The following is a 16,454-nucleotide window of genomic DNA, read 5'->3' on the forward strand; positions in this document are numbered from 1 at the left end:
CCCGTAGCGGCGGTCAACCATTCGTGCCTGCTAGCTCGCACGATCGCCAGTTTGCCGCGCTGACAACGGAAAAGAGCCCGGCCCGTTTGGAACAGAACCTTGACGATGGGCGCCGCGCGGGGTTAGGAAGTCCTGGAATCCATTCCGGAGCGTGCCCCTCACCGCTCGGTCCTGCGGGCTTCGAGTCAGCCGAAAGGTGGATCACATGCGATCCAGGAGACTTCTGATCACTGTGCTTGCCGGCGCGACCGTGATGGTCCTGCCCACCGCGTGCAGCACCGGCAAAGCGGGGGGAGGCAGCAGCGCCAAGCCGCAGACGGTGCCGGCCACTCCCGGCTCCGGGGCGTCCGTGGCCCCGCCGAGCGGCGAGTCGGGCGCAGTGCAGTTCCAGCAGGCGGCGCCCGGCAGCGGGAAGGGCCTGAAGATCGGGCTGATCACGCTCGACGACTCGGTGCCGTTCTCCAAGCTGGTCAGCGACAGCATCAAGAAGCAGGCGAAGGCGGCCGGCGCGACCCTCGTCTACTGCGACTCCAAGGGCGACGGCGCCACGGCCCTGGCCTGCGCCCGGACCTTCAAGGTCCAGGGCGTCAAGGGCTACCTCAACTTCCAGTCCGACGCGAAGTCGGCGAACGCGATCTGCGCGGCGGGGCCCGCGGTCCCGGTCATCGCGATCGACATCACCCAGGGCTCGTGCCAGACGTCCTTCATGGGCGCGAACAACGAGTTCGCCGGCACGCTCGCCGGCAAGGCGCTGGGCACGTACATGAAGAAGAACTTCGACTGCAAGTACGACGCCTTCGTGTCCATGGAGGAGCCCGACGCCGGGGACGTCAACACGGCGCGCATGGGCGGCTACCGCAAGGGCTTCGAGTCGGTGTGCGGCCCGGTCGAGCACCTGAAGACCGAGAACGCCTTCCGCATCGACCAGGCGCGGACGACCTTCGCCGACGTGTTGACCACGCTTCCCGGCGCGCACCGGATCGTCGTCGCCGCGATCAACGACGACGCGATCGAGGGCGCGCTCGCGGCGGCCAAGACCGCCGGCCGCACCAAGGACCTGTTCGTCTCCGGCCAGGGTGCGGACCCGTCGTCGTGGTGCGACATCAAGTCCAACCCCCAGTGGGTCGGCGACACCGCGTACTTCCCTGAGCGCTACGGCGAGATCGGCGTCCCCTATCTGATCCGGGCGATCAAGGGCCAGACCGTTCCCAAGGACCTGCTCGTGCCGCACCAGATCATCGACCCGGCGAACATCGACAGCGTCTACCACCCCTCCTGCTGAAGCGGAGACCCGCGATGACCAGCACTTCGCCCCAGGAGGCCGGGCCTTCGGCCTTCACCTTGCGGGCCCGGGGCATCCGCAAGTCCTTCGGCGGCACGGAAGTCCTGCACGGCGTCGACGTGGACATCGTCGGCGGCCGCGTCCTGGCGCTGCTCGGCGAGAACGGCGCGGGCAAGTCCACCTTCGTGCGGGTGGTCGCCGGGGCGCACGGGCCGGACGCGGGCACGCTCGACTTCACCGGCCCTGACGGCACGCGCGACGTGGTGCCCGCCCTCGACCCGCTCGGCGCGCGCAGGCGGGGCATCCGCATGATCTTCCAGGAGCTGTCCGACGCCCCCGACCTCACGGTGGCCGAGAACATCGGCCTGGGGCACTGGCCGCGGCGGCGCGGCGGCCTGGTCGACTGGCGGGCGCTGCGCCGCCGGGCCCGCGAGGTGCTGGACAGCATGGGCGTCGACCTCGATCTCGACGCCCCCGTGGGCACGTTGCGGATCGGGGAGCGGCAGATCGTCGAGATCGCCCGCGCGCTGTCCGACGACGCGACCTGCCTGGTGCTCGACGAGCCCACCGCCGCCCTGTCGGCGGAGGAGGTCGACCGGCTCTTCCGGTTCGTGCGGCGCCTGCGCGCGCAGGGGGTGGCGATCGTCTACATCACCCATCGCCTGGACGAGGTGGCCGCGATCGCGGACGACGTGGCCGTGCTGCGCGACGGTGTGGTCTCCGCGTCCGGGCCGGCCGCCGGCTTCCGCCGCTCCCAACTGGTCACCGCCATGGTCGGCCGGGACATCGGAGCGGTCCGCCGCCCCGAGGCCGCGGCCGCCGAACCGGGCGATCCGGTACTGGAGTTCCGGCGGGCCGGCTCGCCGCCGGCGTACGGGGACGTGGATCTGAGCGTGCGCGCCGGGGAGATCGTCTGCCTGTACGGGAAGGTCGGCAGCGGCACCGCCGATGTCGCCGACACGGTCTTCGGACGCCGCCGGCTGAGCAGCGGGTCCGTGCACGTGCTGGGCCGCGAGCCGGCGAGGGAACCCCGGCAGGCCATCGACCAGGGTGTCGGCTACCTCGCCGCGGACCGGCAGCGGGAGGGGGCGCTGATCACCCGTTCCATCGGCGAGAACCTGGCCGCGCCGTCCTGGCCACGGCTGAGCCGCTTCGGCACCATCGGGTCGGCGCGCGAGCAGGAGGCGTTCGAGCGCTGGAGCACGATGCTCGACATCAAGGCGGTCGGCGGCGCCGGCCAGTTGCTGGCCACCCTGTCCGGCGGCAACCAGCAGAAGGTGCTCTTGGCTCGCTGGCTGGAGCGCGGCTCCGAACTCCTCGTCCTGGTGGAGCCCACCCGCGGGGTGGACGTCGGCGCCCGCGCCGACATCTACACGGCGCTCCGCGCGCTGGCGGCCAACGGCGCCGGGGTGCTGGTGGCGACGAGCGACTACGAGGAGGTCGTCCAACTCGCGGACCGGGCCGTGGTCATGATCCGCGGACGGGTGACCAGCGAACTGCAAGCCGACCAGATCACCACCGAGGCGTTGACGGACGCCGCCGGCGGATGAAGGAAACCACCAGCTCCGAAGAGGGTTCCATGGCCAACGTCACCGGCAAGAATCAGCTCCCCACCGAAGCGGGTGGAACCGGCGCCGCCCGCGGCCCGGGCGGCCCCGTCCCCTCCGACGGCGCCGTGGACGGTCCGCGGACCGCTCGCCGGCGCACCCGCTCGGCTCCCGAATTGGCGGCCCTGCTGGTCGTCCTCGTGGCACTGATCGCGTTCTTCTGGTTCAAGTCGCCGTACTTCATGACCAAGGACAACATCGTCAACGTCCTCACGGCGATCGCCGTCACCGGCATCATCGCCGTCCCGGGCACCATGCTGCTCGTCGCCGGTCAGGTCGACCTGTCGGTGGGCAGCGGCGCGGCCTTCTGCGGCGTCATGATGGCCACGGTGTCGCAGGACCACGCGCTGATCGTCGGCGTCCTGGTCGCGGTCGGCCTGGGCATCCTCATCGGCCTGGTCAACGGCCTGCTGGTGACGGTGCTGCGGGTCAACGCGCTGATCGCGACGCTGGGCATGCTCGCCGTGCTGCGGGGTCTGACCGAAGTGCGGGCGCACGGCGCCACGGTGACCCTGGCCAACTTCTCCGGGCTGGGCACCGCCCGGCCGTTCCTGAACATCCCGGTGCCGGGGTTGCTGCTGCTGGGCATCGCGATCCTGGCCGCCCTGGTGATGCGCTACACCGTCTTCGGCCGGTCGCTGTACGCCGCCGGCTCCAACCCGGTCGCCGCGCGGCTGGTCGGCGTCCGCGGCGGCAAGATGATCGTCATCGCCTTCGTCGCCAGCGGCCTGGGCGTCGCGCTGTCCGGGCTGATCCTGGACTCGCAGCTCTCGGCGGCCTCGCCGAACGCGGCGACCGGGCTGGAGTTGAGCGTGGTGACCGCCATCGTGCTGGGCGGTGCGAGCCTGTCCGGTGGCCGGGGCACCATCCAGGGCACCATCGTGGGGCTGCTGATCATCGGCGTGCTCAACAACGGTCTCACCCTGCTCAGCGTCTCCAGCTTCTACCAGCAGGTCGCCAGCGGCACGCTGCTCATCATCGCGGTCAGCTTCGACCAGTTGCGGTTGCGGTTCGCCAAGCTGTGATCACGTGGCATCGGCGGTCCCGGCGGACCGGGACAGCGGCAAGCGAAGGGAAGACAAGGTGACGAAACTGCGTCTGGGCGTCATCGGCGCCGGCTCGTGGGCGCTGGCGGCGCATCTGCCGGCGCTGGAGGCGGTCTCCGACGAGGTCGAGTTCGTCGGCGTGTGCCGCCACGGCGAGGAGGCGCTCGGCCGGGTGAAGGAGCGGTTCGGGTTCCAGGTGGCCAGCCAGGACCACCGGGACGTGCTGGCCGCCGGCGTGGACATCGCGGTGGTCGCCAGTCCCACCGCCGACCACTACGAGCACGCCATGGCAGCCCTGGAGGCGGGCGCGCACGTCCTGTGCGAGAAGCCCTTCACGCTGACCGCGACCCAGGCGTGGTCCCTGGTGGACACCGCCGAGCGATCGGGCCGCCACCTGCTCGTCTCCTTCGGCTGGAACTTCTCCCCGATGATCGCCAGGGCACGCGAGGCGCTGGGCGCGACGGGCATCGGCGCGGTCGAGCACATGGCGGTGACGATGTCCTCGCAGACCCGTGAACTGCTCGCGGACACCGGCGCCTACCCGGACGCCAGCCAGGACAGCGCCCCGGAGCAAGCGACATGGACCGATCCGCAGAAGTCGGGCGGCGGCTACGCCCAGGCCCAGCTCTCGCACGCCCTGGCGCTGGCCTTCGGCCTCACCGGCGCGCGGGCCCGCGGCGCCTTCGCGCTGATGTCGGCTCCGCTGGGCGCACGGGTGGAACTGCACGACGCGATCTGCCTGGCGCTGGACGGCGGCGGGATCTGCAGCGTCGGCGGAGCCTCCTCGTTCCTGGGCGCGGACGGCAACAAGCACCATCTGGCGGTCGAGGCGGTCGGCTCCGACGGGCAGTTCACCGTCGACGTCTTCCGCGAACGGGTGTCGATCTTCCGGCCCGGCCAGGGCCAGGTGGACCTCCCGGTCACCCCGGGCGAGGGCGCCTACGACGGCTCACGGCCCGCCCGCCGGCTGGTCGACCTCGTGCGCGGCCGCACCACGGACAACCCGGCGCCGGGCGAGCTGGGAGCACGCACCGTGGAAGCGCTCGAACTCGCCTACCGCAGCGCCTCCAGCGGACTGTTCGAGGCCCTGGCATGAGGATCACCCGCATCGAGGCGATCCCCGTCGCCTACCCGGAGCCGAACGACAACGACGCGACCCGCCATCTGCTGTTCGTGCGCATGACGGCCGACGACGGGACGACCGGATGGGGCGAGGCGGTCACCATGTGGCCCGAGGCCACCCTGGCCTGCGCGGCGATCGTCGAGGGCCTGGCCGGCCTCGTCGTGGGCCGCGATCCCCTCGAACACGCCGCCATCCACAGCGAGTTCAAGCAGCACACCTGGTGGTACGGCGTCGGCGGCATCGCGGCCTTCGCCATCTCCGCCCTGGACATCGCGCTGTGGGACCTGGCGGGCAGGGCGACCGGCCAGAGTCTGCTCGACCTCCTCGGCGGCCCTGCCCATTCCACTCTCCCCGCACTGGTCAGCTGCCACGCGACGCTCGCGGACCTCGACGAGATGGCCCGGACGATGGCCGGCTGGGTCCGCGAGCACGCCGCCGCGGGTATCAAGGTCGGGTTCGGCAAGCGCGGCGACGCCCGGCTCGGCGTCGACCACGACCGGGACGTCGCGTTCGTCGCCGCCCTGCGCCGCGAGCTCGGGCCCGGGCCGTCGATCATGGTCGACATCGGGGCCTCGATCCACTGGGACGTGGCCACCGCGATCCGGCGCACCCGCGCCTTCGAGGAGTTCGGCATCGCCTGGATCGAGGAGCCGCTCGGCGCCGACGACCCCGCGGGCTACGCGCAGCTCCGCTCGGGTGTCACCACGAAGATCGCCTACGGCGAGCGCGAGTGGACGCCCCGCGGCGTGCAGCGGATCGTGGAGACCGGCACGGTCGACGTCGTCGGCGTCGACCCCGGCCGGTGCGAGGGCATCACCGGCTGGCGAGCGGCCGCCGCCCACACCCGGGCGGGCGGCCGGGAGATCAACGCGCATGCCTGGTCCAGTGCCATCGTGACCGCGGCCAGCCTCGCCCTGTCCTTCGCCACCCCCAACTGCCACCAGGTCGAGATCAAGCCCCTCGCCAACCCGATGCAGCACGAGCTCAGTTCCGGTCCGCCGCTCCCCCGCGCGGGAGTCTTCGCCCAGCCGCAGGCTCCCGGCCTCGGCGTCGAGATCCGCCCCGGCGTCCTGGACCGCTATCGGCTGTGAGCCGCGGTCCTGGCCCACGGGGGTCCGCCGGACGGCGAGCGGCGTGTCACGTCCCGGCGAGGGCGGCTCGCAGTTCGCCGGCCACCGCGTGCAGGCAGCTGCCGAACCCGGCGCGCCCTTCGGCCTCGATCCACTGCCGGAACGCCTGCCGGAACGCCACCGTGCCCAGCTGCGCGACCAGTTCGGCCGTCCCGGCGTCTACCTGACGCTGCGTCAGGGCGTCGCGGATCGCCTCGGTGATTGCGGCGGTCTTGGTCCGTTCGCGCTCCTGCAGCTCCGGGCTGGCGTCGATCACCGCCCGCCGCTCCGTCACGCCGTCCACCTGCTCGACGAGGTCGGTACCCACGCGCGCCAGCGCGTCGAGGACGGCGGCGAGCGGAGCCGCGTCCGGGTCGGCAGCCAGGACCGCCTCCGCCAGCGCCGGGGGCATGCGCTCCGAGCCGGCGAAGAGGACCTCGCGCTTGTCGGCGAAGTAGCGGAAGGAGGAGCGCCGGGTGAGTCCGGCCCGCTCGGCGATGTCGGTCACCGTCACGTTGTCGTAGCCCTGCTGTCGTCACCCCCACCTCCGCCCTCGTGCCGAGCGTCCTGCCGGTGCGCGTCCTGCTCCCGCTGCTGGGCAGCCTGCTGTCCGTTCCGCCGCTGCGGCGCCTCGCCGCCGACCGGCTCGGCCGGGCACGGGTCAACGCCGCGCCCAGGCCGCGGGAGCACTCCTGGGACCACGCCGTCGTCGAGTGGGAGGACGGCACCCGGCACGAGGGCTGGCTCCGCGCCGGCGACGGCATGGACTTCACGGCCGATGTCACCGCCACCGTCGCCGAACTGCTGGCCCGCGGCGAAGCCGGCCCCGCGCCTGGACACCCGCGGCCGCCTTCGGGCCGGACCTCGCGACGGCCGCGGGCGGCGCCTTCCTCCTGGACTGAGCGGCGCCGTTGCCCCCGGCACCGCAGATCTCTAGTCCGCCCCGGTCAGGCGGCGGTGGGCGGTGAACGCGTACCGGCCGGAGCCGATCCGCCAGGTCCGCGCGTCGACGCGCTGGATGTCGCTGCGGCCCTCGGCCGGCCGGCCGCCTTCCAGCACCGCGTCGGTGTCGGCGGGCAGCGTCACCTCGGCGGTCGCGTTCCCGGGGACGACGACGGTCAGGTCCAGCTGGTCCTCGCGGGGCTTGTGCCAGCTGACGCCGACCCGGCCGCGCACCGTCTCGATCTCGGCCTGAGCCGACGTCAGCGGGCCGTCCGCGTACGGGCGGACGCCGATCTGCGCGTAGCCGGGCGCAGCCGGGGTGATCCCCGCGACGTACTCGTAGAACCACTGGTCGATCGACCCGAACAGGTAGTGGTCGTGCGACGGCGGCCGCCCCTGGCCGTTCTGGACGAGCTCCCACGTCTCCCAGAGGGTGTCGGCGCCGTTCGCCAGCCAGTAGCCCCAGCTCGGGAAGTCCTGCCGGCCCGCCACGGCGCAGGCCACGTCGGCGTGACCGGACGCGGACAGCACCGGCAGCAGCACCGCGGTGCCGACCGCCCCGGTGTTGAGGTGGTTGCCCCTGGACCGCACGTCCGCGACGAGGGAGCTGACGACACGGTCCCGCAGGTCGTCGGGGACGATCCCGAACGCGACCGGGACGGCGTTCGAGGTCTGCCGGTAGCCGGGGTCCTTCGCGGTCCGGTAGAGCCCGTTCCCGCGGTCGAGGAAGGCGGCGTTGAACGCGTCGCGCACCTCGGCCGCCCGCGCGGAGTACGCGGCGGCGTCGGCCGCGCGGCCGAGGACGCGCGCGCTGCCGGCGACGATCGTCAGTTCGCGGAAGAGGTACGCGGTGGCGGTCAGCCGCGTGTCCTCGGGCGGCTGGGTGTAGCCGCCGGGGGACAGCCAGTCCCCCAGGTCGCTGCTCACCAGCCCGTCGCCGTCACGGCGCGCGAAGTCCCAGTCGACATAGCGGCGTACGCCGTCGTAGTGGTCGGCGAGCGCGCGCCGGTCGCCGAAGCGCTGGTACAGCTCCCACATCACGATCGGGTAGGCGGCCGTCCACTCGGGAGCGGTCGTGCCGTACCCCCAGCCGCCGCTGGGCGCGATGACGCAGATCCGGCCGTCGTCGGTGTGCGTCGTGCCGTCGCTCTGGCTGTCGGCGAGGTCGTCCAGCCAGTTCGCGTAGAAGCGGTGCGCGCCGAAGTTGGTGGCCAGCGACGGGACGTTGAGCTGCCCGTCGGCCGTCCAGCCGATCTTCTCGTACATCACGTCCACGGCCGGTATGCCGAGCATGTGGTGGCCCTGGCTGCGCTGCACCATCGCGTGGATGTCGTCGTAGAGCGCGGACGAGGAGGAGAACGACCCCGTCACCGGCGCCGACGTGCGCACCTCCTGGCCGGCGAGGGTGCCGCCGTCCGGCAGGCCGTCGACCTCGACGTAGCGGAAGCTCTTGTGGCTGAAGCGCGGATGCCAGACTTCGGTCCCCTGCCCGGCGAGGACGTACTCGTCGGTCTGGAACCGCCCGCCGTGGACGTAGCCCTGTTCGAGGTCGGCGGTCCCGTCCGCGGTGAGCTGCTGCGCGTACTTCAGGCTCACCCGGGTGCCGGCGGCGCCGCTGACCCGCAGCTCGACCCAGCCGCCGAGCGTCCGGCCGAGGTCGAACACCTGGGTCCCGGCCTTCGACCGGGTGACGGCCACCGGCCGCACCGTCTCCACCACGCGGATCGGGTCGACGGCCTGCGCACGCACCGCGCCCTTCGGTGGATCGACCGCTGCCGGCGCGGTCCATCGGCCGGCGTCGTACCCGGGCGCCGACCAGCCGGGCCGGGCGAACCGGGCGTCGTAGGTCTCGCCCGCGTAGACCGAGTCGGAACGGGTCGGACCGTCGGCGGTCTGCCAGTCGGTGCCGGTCCCCACGACGTCGCGGCTGCCGTCCCGGTAGTCGATCTCCAGTTGGAGGGCCAGCCGCGGATCTCCGTGCCACGGCGCCGAGGTCCAGTCCCACGCCGTGGACGTGGTCAGGCCGAAGAAGCCGCGGCCGAGTTCGGCTCCGATCGCGTTGGCACCGCGCCGCAGCATCGACGTGACGTCGTGGGTGACGTAGAGGACCCGCGCGTCGTAGTCCGTCGGCGCGGTGTCCATCCAGTGGTCCCCGACCTTGCGGCCGTTCAGTTCGAGTTCGTGGTACCCGGCGCCGGCCGCGTAGACGCGAGCGCGCAGGACCGGCCCCCGCACCGTGAACTCCCGGCGCAGCAGCGGTGCGGGCGCCGGGGGGACGGTCGCCCCGCGGCCCCACGGACCGCCGCCGTAGACGGCGAGCGCGCGGGCGGCCGCCCACCCGCTGTCGTCGAAGTCGCGTCCGGTCCAGCCCGCCGGGGCCGTCGTCGAGGCGCGCCAGCCCGCTCCGGTGCGCACCACGACCCGGTCGCCGGACGCGAGGTCGACGACCAGCACGGCCAGCAGGCCGGCGGGCGACGGGTTGCCGTTGGTGTCGAGCGCGTTGACCGCCGTGACAGCCCACGTGTTGTGCCCTGCCGACAGCGCGGAGGTGACGTCGTAGGCCTGGCCGTCGTACCAGAGGGCCCCTGCCGGGGTCGCACCCAGCTGGGTTCCGTTGACGTGGAGGACGAAGCTGTCGTCGGCCGTGATCAGCATCCGCGCCCGCGTGACGGCGGCTCCGGCCGGCAGGTCGACGGGCGCCCGGAAGTACCTCGTCATGGGCGGCAGCGCCGACGTCGGGTCACCCTCGGGGTACCAGATCCAGCTCGCACCGTCGAAGGTGAGCGCGTCCGAGGTGTCGGCCCCGATCCACCGCGCGGACCAGTCGGCCGGTGCCAGCAGGCCCATCTCCCACCACGAGGGCTCGCTCCACTCCGACGGCACCCCGCGCTCGTCCCACACGCGGACGTTCCAGAGGTAGCGGCGTCGCGCGTCCAGCGCCGGCCCGCCGTAGGGCACGTCCACGGATTCGGCGGAGGCGACGCGTCCGCTGTCCCACACGTCGGGCCGGCCGCCGCCCGCCAGCCGGCCAGCCGAGGTGGCGACGCGGACCTGGTAGGCGCGCTGGCGCACGCCCCGCCGGTCACCGGGGAGTTGCCAGGCGAGTCGCGGCGCCGCGGAGTCGATGCCGAGCGGCGTGGTCGCGCCGTCGACCGTCAGCCGCACCGGTGCCGGCGCCGGGCCGCCCGCCGGATCGGGTGTCGCGCTCGCCGGTCCGGCGGCGGCACCGGCGGCGGCCGTCATCCCCGCCGCGCCGGCCGCGCCGAGGAAGGTACGGCGGGACATCCGCCGCCTGCGCGGTGTCATCGCTGCCTCGTTTCCGCGGGACGGCACGGGCTCTGTGCGGCGAGTCGGGCAGGCCGTGGCAGAAGGGGGTCAGGGGCGTGTGAGCGCACTTCGGGGCTCCTCGATCCGGAGAGGGGGTCGTGTCCGTCGCATCGGACGGAGCGGGTGGGACGCCTGGCGCGCCCCGACCCGGCGTGTCTGGTGGCCGGTTGCCTACGGCTGGACGGTGAAGGTGTACCGGCCCGAACCCGCGGTCATCCTGAGCACGGATCCGTGCATGCCGTCCACGGTCAGGCCGGGGTCGGCCTCGCCGGCGTGCCCGCCGCTGAAGATGACGTGCCCGTCCTCCCGCACGGTGGAGCCGGCGCCGCCCGGCAGCGGCAGGTCGACGGTCGCCCGCGCGCCGACCGGGATCTGCGCGCGGTAGGTCAGGGTGTCGCCGTTCCTGCTCCACTCGCTGGCCACCGTGCCGCGCGGGGTCTGCTCCTGCGCCGCGACGTGGGTCAGGTCGCCCACCACCGACGGCGCCAGGGTGAACGAGCTGAAGCCGGAACCCGAGCCGGAGCGGTCCTGCTGGATACCGGCCAGACCCGTGTAGAGCCAGTCACCGAACGGGGTGCCGAGCCCGGGATGGTCCTTGTTGGAGAGGCCGTTGGCGACGTCCGAGTCGGTCCAGCCCTCCCAGAAGGTGCCGGGGCCCCTGGCCAGCATGTAACCGACGCCGGGGTAGTCGGTCTGCTGCGCCATGGCGAGCACGACGTCGTTGCGGCCGTTGCTGCGCAGCACGTCGAGCAGGATGGGCGTGCCCACATAGCCGGTGGTCAGGTGCTGGCCGTGGGCGGCGATGTTCGAGACGAGCGCCTGCAGGACGTGCGGGACGTCGTCCTGCGGCACGATGCCCAGCATCAGCGGCATCGCGTTCGACAGCTGCGTGCCGTTGCCGTACTGGCCGCTGTCGGCGTGGAAGAACCGCTGGTTGAAGCCGTCGGCGATCTGACCCGCGAGCCGCGTGTAGGCGTCGGCATCCGCGGTCCTGCCCAGGATCCGCGCCGTCCGCGCGAGGATCATCGTGTCCTCGTAGTAGTAGCCGGTCTGGAACAGGGCGGCCGGGGTGGACTCGACGGCCTCCCAGTCGTTGCCCCAGGTCGTCTGCGGTCGCGCGATGACGTGGTCTGCGTCGGTGATCGTGCCCAGGTAGTCGATGTACCGCTTCAGCGAGTCGTAGTGGCCGTCCAGCACGGAGGAGTCGCCGTAGCGGGTGTAGACGCTCCAGAGCACCTCCGGATACGCCGAGGCCCACGCCGGGTCGTTGACGTAGACACCGCCGAACATGGTCGAGGGCGCCACGGAGGACACGCTGCCGTCCGCCCCCTGGCTGGTGACGATGTCGTCGAGCCACTTGGTGTAGAAGGTGTCCAGGCCGTAGGTGTCCATCGCGGCGTCCGCCGCGTTGCCCGCGTCGCGCGTCCAGCCGTGCCGCTCCCGCGTGGGGTCGGAGGAGGGCATGCCGTAGAGGCTGTTGGCGATGGTCTGCCCGGTGGCGTGGTCGATCCTGTTCAGCAGGGGGTCGGAACTGGTGAACGTCCCCGTGGTCGGCACCGCGTTGTGGACCGCGTCGGCCACGACCGAGATCTTCGCGGAGTCGGGCAGCCCGGTGATCTCCGCGTAGCGGAAACCGCTGTAGACGAAGTGCGGGTGGTAGGTCTCCGTGCCCGTGCCGCGGAACGTGTAGTGATCGGTCTGCCGGACGCCGTCGTCCGGGGAGAAGCTGATGTTGGTCGTGTCGGCATGCCCGTTCGCGTCGAGCAGTTCGCCCTTCTTGATGTCCACGGTGGTGCCGGCCGGGGCGGCCGCGCTGATCCGCACCCACCCGGCGAAGTTGTCGCCGAAGTCGTAGACCCGGTCCCCCGGCCCGAGCCGCGTCTCCTTCACCGGGGCGACGCTCCTGATGACCTTGACGGGCGCGAGGGGATCGGCCTGGAGCTTCGGTGACCCCGCCGACGCGGGTGCGACGGCCTGGGTCGGGGTCCAGCCCTGAGCGTCGAACCCGGCCGTGTCCCACCCCGGTTGCTCCAGGCGCGCGTCATAGGCCTCGCCGCGGTACATGTCCTCGGAGGTGACGGGGCTGGAGGCGGCCAGCCAGGTGGCGTCGGTCCCGATGACGGCGGTGCTGCCGTCGGCATAGGTGACGTCGAGCTGCGCCGCCACCAGCCGGTTGTGGCCCGCCTGGTAGTTGTTGCCCTGCCCGAGGAGCATCCCGATGGCGTTGCCGCCCTGGTGGAGCCGGCCGGTCACGTCGAAGGTGCGGTACAGCACGCGGGACTGCCAGTCCGTCACCGTCGGGTCCAGGACGTCCTCGCCGACCTTGGCGCCGTTCAGGTACGCCTCGGCCATGCCCTGCGCCGCCACGTACAGCCGCGCCCGCGCCACCTTCTTGTCGAGCGAGAACTCGCGCCGGAGGTAGGGATCGCGCAGGGCTCGCGCGGTGTCGGCCTGGTTGCCCCACGGTCCGCTGCCGAACGCGCCCTCCACCAGCGCGGCGGGCCACGCCGAGTCGTCGAACCCCGGCTGCTGCCAGCCGTCCGGAGCCTGCTGCGCCGACACCCAGCTGCCGTCGGTGTCCACGTCGGCGGGGTCGCCGGAGGCCGGCTCGATGTGCAGTCGGGCGACCAGGCCGGCAGGACCCCCGGCGTTCGCCACCGCTGTCGCCAGGACGTTGGTCCCGCCGTGCAGGGCGGAGGTGACGTCGACGGCCTGCGGTTGCTGCCATGTCGTGCCGGCGGGGCTCGCGGAGACCCGCGTGCCGTTGATCCACACGGTGTTGCTGTCGTCGGCGGTGAGCACCAGGGTGGCGTGCTTGATCACCGTTCCCGACGGCACGCTGAAGGTGCGGCGGAAGTAGCGCGTCGCCACGGGAGCGGTGGCGCCGCCCGGCGCGATCTCCGGGTACCAGATCCAGTCCGCGCCCTCCAGGGTCGGCGGCGGGGGCTGCTGGATCCAACTCGCCGACCAGTCCTGCGGCTTCAGCAGGCCGGTGCCGAACGCGGCGGACTCCGACCAGGGTGAGGCGTCGCCGTCGCCGTTCCAGCTCCGGACCTTCCACACGTACGAGGTGTCACTGGCCAGCGCCGGCCCACGGTAGGCCACATCCGTCGTCTGCGCGCCGCGGACCCGTCCGGAGTCCCACACCGTCCCGGCCGGCCCGCCCTGCCCGGGCGCTCGCGACACCACCACCTGGTACGCCGACTGCGCCTGGCCTCGTGCGGAGTCGTGGTCCACCCACGACAGGGTCGGCGTGCTGTCCCCCACGGTCACCAGCCCCGGGCCGGTCTGGTCGTCCACCGACAGTCCGGTCGGAGCCGCCATCGACGACTCGGTACTCGCACCGGCGGGAGCCACTTCGACTCCCGCTGCCAGCACCCCCAGCACCACGGCGAACACTCCCAGTGCGGCTCTTCGCATCGGTTCCCTCCAGAACGTCTCTCACGACGAAGCCCCCGACGGGTCGAGGGCCCGGGCACGGCAGCCGACCCGGTCCACGAGGCAGTCAGCCGTGAAACGGTTGCCGCACTCAGGTCCGGCAGGTGTGGCCTCGACCCTGCGTACGACGGCGCCGGGCTTCTGGCGCGGGACCGTCGGACCGAACAGCGGCAGCACCCAGTTCGGCTACGATCCGTAGCCAAACTGGAAAGGATTCCAGAGAGTTGATAGTAGGCTCCCCCGGCACTGTCAAGGCATCATGCACCAAAGGGCCTGTTTGACGGCCGGAATTGATTCCAGTCGTAGGTGTCAGTCGGCCCCGCCCACGTGGGGCCTGAGCAGGGCGGTGGCGGTGCGCCTGCCCGGCTCCGCGCCGGGGGCGACTCCTGCCTCGCCGGTGGCTGTCCGTCACCGGCCGTGGGGCCGTGCGCGGGTGCGGGGCCGCCGGCGCTCTTACCGCGCACACGCCGGGCGGACGGCCTTCAGCCGCCCCGTTCTCTGCGAGTTACAGCCAGCGGTCGAACCAGGCGCGGGTACGCCGGAGGGCGTCGAGTTGGTGGGCGCGCTCGTCGAGCCCGTGGCCCTCGCGGGGGTAGACGACGAACTCGTGGTCGACCCCGAAGTGGCGCAGTGCGCGATGGAAGTGGACGGCCTGGCCGAGCGGCACGTTGGTGTCCTGCTCGCCGTGCAGGATCAGGATCGGGGTGCGGATCCTGGACGCGTAGGAGATCGGGCTGTTCCGGTCGTGGAGGTGCGGTCCCGGCCCGTCCCAGCCGGTGCTGCCGCCGAGCGTCGCGTCCAGGATTCCCCAGTCGCCGGTCCCGCCCTGCATGCCCCAGTCGCTGATGCCGGCGCCCATCACGGCGGCTTTGAACCGGTCGGTCCGGCCGATGGCCCAGGCCGCCATGAAACCGCCGTGGCTCCAGCCGGAGATGCCCAGGCGTTCGGGATCGGCGACTCCCTCGGCGACCAGCAGGTCGATCCCGGCGAGGATGTCGGTCCACTCGTCGCCTCCCACCGCGCCCGCCGCCACGGCGGCGAACGCGTGGCCGTGGCCCGACCCGCCCCGGGGGTTGGCCAGGAAGACCGCGTATCCGGCGGTCGCCAGCCACTGGCCGCAGTCGACCGCGTTGAGCGCGAACTCGTCGGCGTAGCGGAAGTACGGGCCGCCGTGGACCAGGGTGACGAGCGGGAACGGGCCGTCTGCCCTGGTCCGGCCGGCAGGCAGGATCAGCAGGCCGTCCAGCGGGAGTCCGTCCAAGGCCCGGTAGCCGAGCCGTTCCTGGACGCCCCAGCGGATCCCGCGCAGTTCGGGGCTGGTGTCGCTGAGCCTGACCAGCGGCCCGCCCGTGGGAGGTCCCGCGTGGACGTTCCTGGGCTCGTGCGCCGTGCTGGCCAGCACGGCGAGGGTCCGTCCTGAGTGACTCGCGGTGAGTCCGGCGAGCGTGCCGGGCGCGGAGGACAGCTGGTGGAACCGCAGCGACTCCGGGTCGAGCCGGTACAGCGCGGTGTCCAGCCCGCCCGCGAACAGCGCCAGCGGCGGCCCGTCGGCGACCTGCGCCAGCTCGGTGGGTGTGGGGCTCATGCCGGACGTGAGGTTGCGTTGTTCGACGGCCGGGCCGGTCGCGGGCGGGACGGTGTCGATCACGGCGAGCGCGCCCACCAAGTGCCCAGGAGTCACTGCCAGGTGGGCCAGATGCCATGCACCGTCGTGGTTCCACCAGACCGGGGACTCGGCCTCGGCTCCGACCTGGCCCAGGTCCTGGACGGCTGCCGTCCCCGGGAAGGCCAGATGCAGCTCCGCCGTCGTGAGGCCGGACTCCACCTCGGGGCCGGCCCAGCTCAGCACGGCCAGCGGGCCGCCGTCCGGACGCTGGGTCAACTCCACGACATGGCGGTCCCCGAGGCCGTCCACGGTGCGGATCACGCCGGTCTCCAGGTCGAGCAGGCGCAGCCGGGTGACCGGGAGGTGCTTGCCCCAGACCTTCGCGTCGTCGCCCTCGGCCGCGCGGCGTTCGTCCTCCGCGGTGGGCTCGTCCTCGGCGAGCAGCGCGACGGTGCGGCCGTCGGCGAGCGGGTGGTGGTCGCTGATGCCGCCGCGCCATCGGGTCAGGGACTCCGCCTCGGCGGTGTCCTCGCTGCCGTCCAGGCGGATCCGCCGGAGTTGAGCGGTGCCCGGCTCCTCGCGGTCGGAGGTGAAGAACAGCGAAGCCGAGTCCGGCGACCACTTCGGGCCGGCGTCGCGGGCCGTGCCGTCGGTCAGCCTGCGCGGGGCTGCGCTGCCGTCGGCGGGGACGACCCAGATGGAGCTGTGCGGACGGCCGTCCTTGCCACCGTGCGCGACCACTCCGTAGGCGACCAGGCGACCGTCCGGCGAGAGGGCCGGCGTCACGGGGGAGGCGACGTCCACCACCAGTTCCGCGGTGAGCAGGTCGGTCGGCTCGGGAGTCGGTTGCGGCGCGGGATGCGGCATGCGGCCTGTCTTTCACTCGTCAGCACGGCGAACGGACATCCTGTCGCACCGGGGATCCCGTGTCAGTCGGGTTTCGGAGAACGGGCCGCTGGCCGCGTGAGCGATGA

8 protein-coding genes and 1 pseudogene are annotated in these 16,454 nt (G+C 72.7%); 5 read left to right on the top strand and 4 right to left on the bottom strand.

The genetic code is table 11. From position 1 onward, the window contains the following. Positions 1-205 precede the first annotated feature (205 nt). The 5 genes from ACH4TG_RS15870 to ACH4TG_RS15890 are packed head-to-tail and all read left to right on the top strand — an operon-like array spanning position 206 to position 6,149. On the top strand, positions 206-1,282 hold the full coding sequence (locus ACH4TG_RS15870; RefSeq protein WP_398242856.1) for a sugar ABC transporter substrate-binding protein: 1,077 nt from the start codon (positions 206-208) through the stop codon (positions 1,280-1,282). Positions 1,283-1,296: 14 nt separating this feature from the next. Continuing rightward, positions 1,297-2,832, top strand: coding sequence for a sugar ABC transporter ATP-binding protein (locus ACH4TG_RS15875; RefSeq protein WP_398242857.1), 1,536 nt, complete (start codon positions 1,297-1,299; stop codon positions 2,830-2,832). A gap of 29 nt (positions 2,833-2,861) precedes the next feature. Next, positions 2,862-3,914, top strand: coding sequence for an ABC transporter permease (locus tag ACH4TG_RS15880; RefSeq protein WP_398242858.1), 1,053 nt, complete (start codon positions 2,862-2,864; stop codon positions 3,912-3,914). A gap of 58 nt (positions 3,915-3,972) precedes the next feature. Next, positions 3,973-5,031, top strand: a complete 1,059-nt coding sequence (locus tag ACH4TG_RS15885) for a Gfo/Idh/MocA family protein (protein WP_398242859.1) — start codon at positions 3,973-3,975, stop codon at positions 5,029-5,031. After that, positions 5,028-6,149, top strand: coding sequence for a mandelate racemase/muconate lactonizing enzyme family protein (locus ACH4TG_RS15890; protein ID WP_398242860.1), 1,122 nt, complete (start codon positions 5,028-5,030; stop codon positions 6,147-6,149). The genes ACH4TG_RS15885 and ACH4TG_RS15890 overlap by 4 nt, the downstream gene beginning before the upstream one ends. A 46-nt stretch (positions 6,150-6,195) precedes the next feature. Here ACH4TG_RS15890 and ACH4TG_RS15895 read toward each other — a convergent pair. The 4 genes and pseudogenes from ACH4TG_RS15895 to ACH4TG_RS15910 all read right to left on the bottom strand — a co-directional run. Continuing rightward, positions 6,196-6,687 (bottom strand): annotated as a pseudogene (locus tag ACH4TG_RS15895) (TetR/AcrR family transcriptional regulator); the annotation flags it as partial. 413 nt (positions 6,688-7,100) lie between these two features. Beyond that, entirely contained in the window at positions 7,101-10,415 is a 3,315-nt protein-coding gene (locus ACH4TG_RS15900; protein WP_398242861.1) for a family 78 glycoside hydrolase catalytic domain, read from the bottom strand. Between the two features lie 192 nt (positions 10,416-10,607). Then, positions 10,608-13,856, bottom strand: a complete 3,249-nt coding sequence (locus ACH4TG_RS15905) for a family 78 glycoside hydrolase catalytic domain (RefSeq protein ID WP_398242862.1) — start codon at positions 13,854-13,856, stop codon at positions 10,608-10,610. 523 nt (positions 13,857-14,379) lie between these two features. Then, complete coding sequence (locus ACH4TG_RS15910; protein WP_398242863.1) at positions 14,380-16,347, bottom strand: S9 family peptidase; 1,968 nt, start codon at positions 16,345-16,347, stop codon at positions 14,380-14,382. Between the last annotated feature and the right edge of the window lie 107 nt (positions 16,348-16,454).

This window comes from Streptomyces sp. NPDC020917 (assembly GCF_044333795.1).
GTDB lineage: Bacteria > Actinomycetota > Actinomycetes > Streptomycetales > Streptomycetaceae > Actinacidiphila.

What these genes read in the sequence shown, in the direction of transcription:
- ACH4TG_RS15900 (WP_398242861.1), bottom strand. Translation starts at nt 10,415, where the DNA reads ATGACACCGCGCAGGCGGCGGATGTCCCGCCGTACCTTCCTCGGCGCG.
- ACH4TG_RS15905 (WP_398242862.1), bottom strand. Translation starts at nt 13,856, where the DNA reads ATGCGAAGAGCCGCACTGGGAGTGTTCGCCGTGGTGCTGGGGGTGCTG.
- ACH4TG_RS15890 (WP_398242860.1), top strand. Translation starts at nt 5,028, where the DNA reads ATGAGGATCACCCGCATCGAGGCGATCCCCGTCGCCTACCCGGAGCCG.
- ACH4TG_RS15875 (WP_398242857.1), top strand. Translation starts at nt 1,297, where the DNA reads ATGACCAGCACTTCGCCCCAGGAGGCCGGGCCTTCGGCCTTCACCTTG.
- ACH4TG_RS15880 (WP_398242858.1), top strand. Translation starts at nt 2,862, where the DNA reads ATGGCCAACGTCACCGGCAAGAATCAGCTCCCCACCGAAGCGGGTGGA.
- ACH4TG_RS15910 (WP_398242863.1), bottom strand. Translation starts at nt 16,347, where the DNA reads ATGCCGCATCCCGCGCCGCAACCGACTCCCGAGCCGACCGACCTGCTC.
- ACH4TG_RS15870 (WP_398242856.1), top strand. Translation starts at nt 206, where the DNA reads ATGCGATCCAGGAGACTTCTGATCACTGTGCTTGCCGGCGCGACCGTG.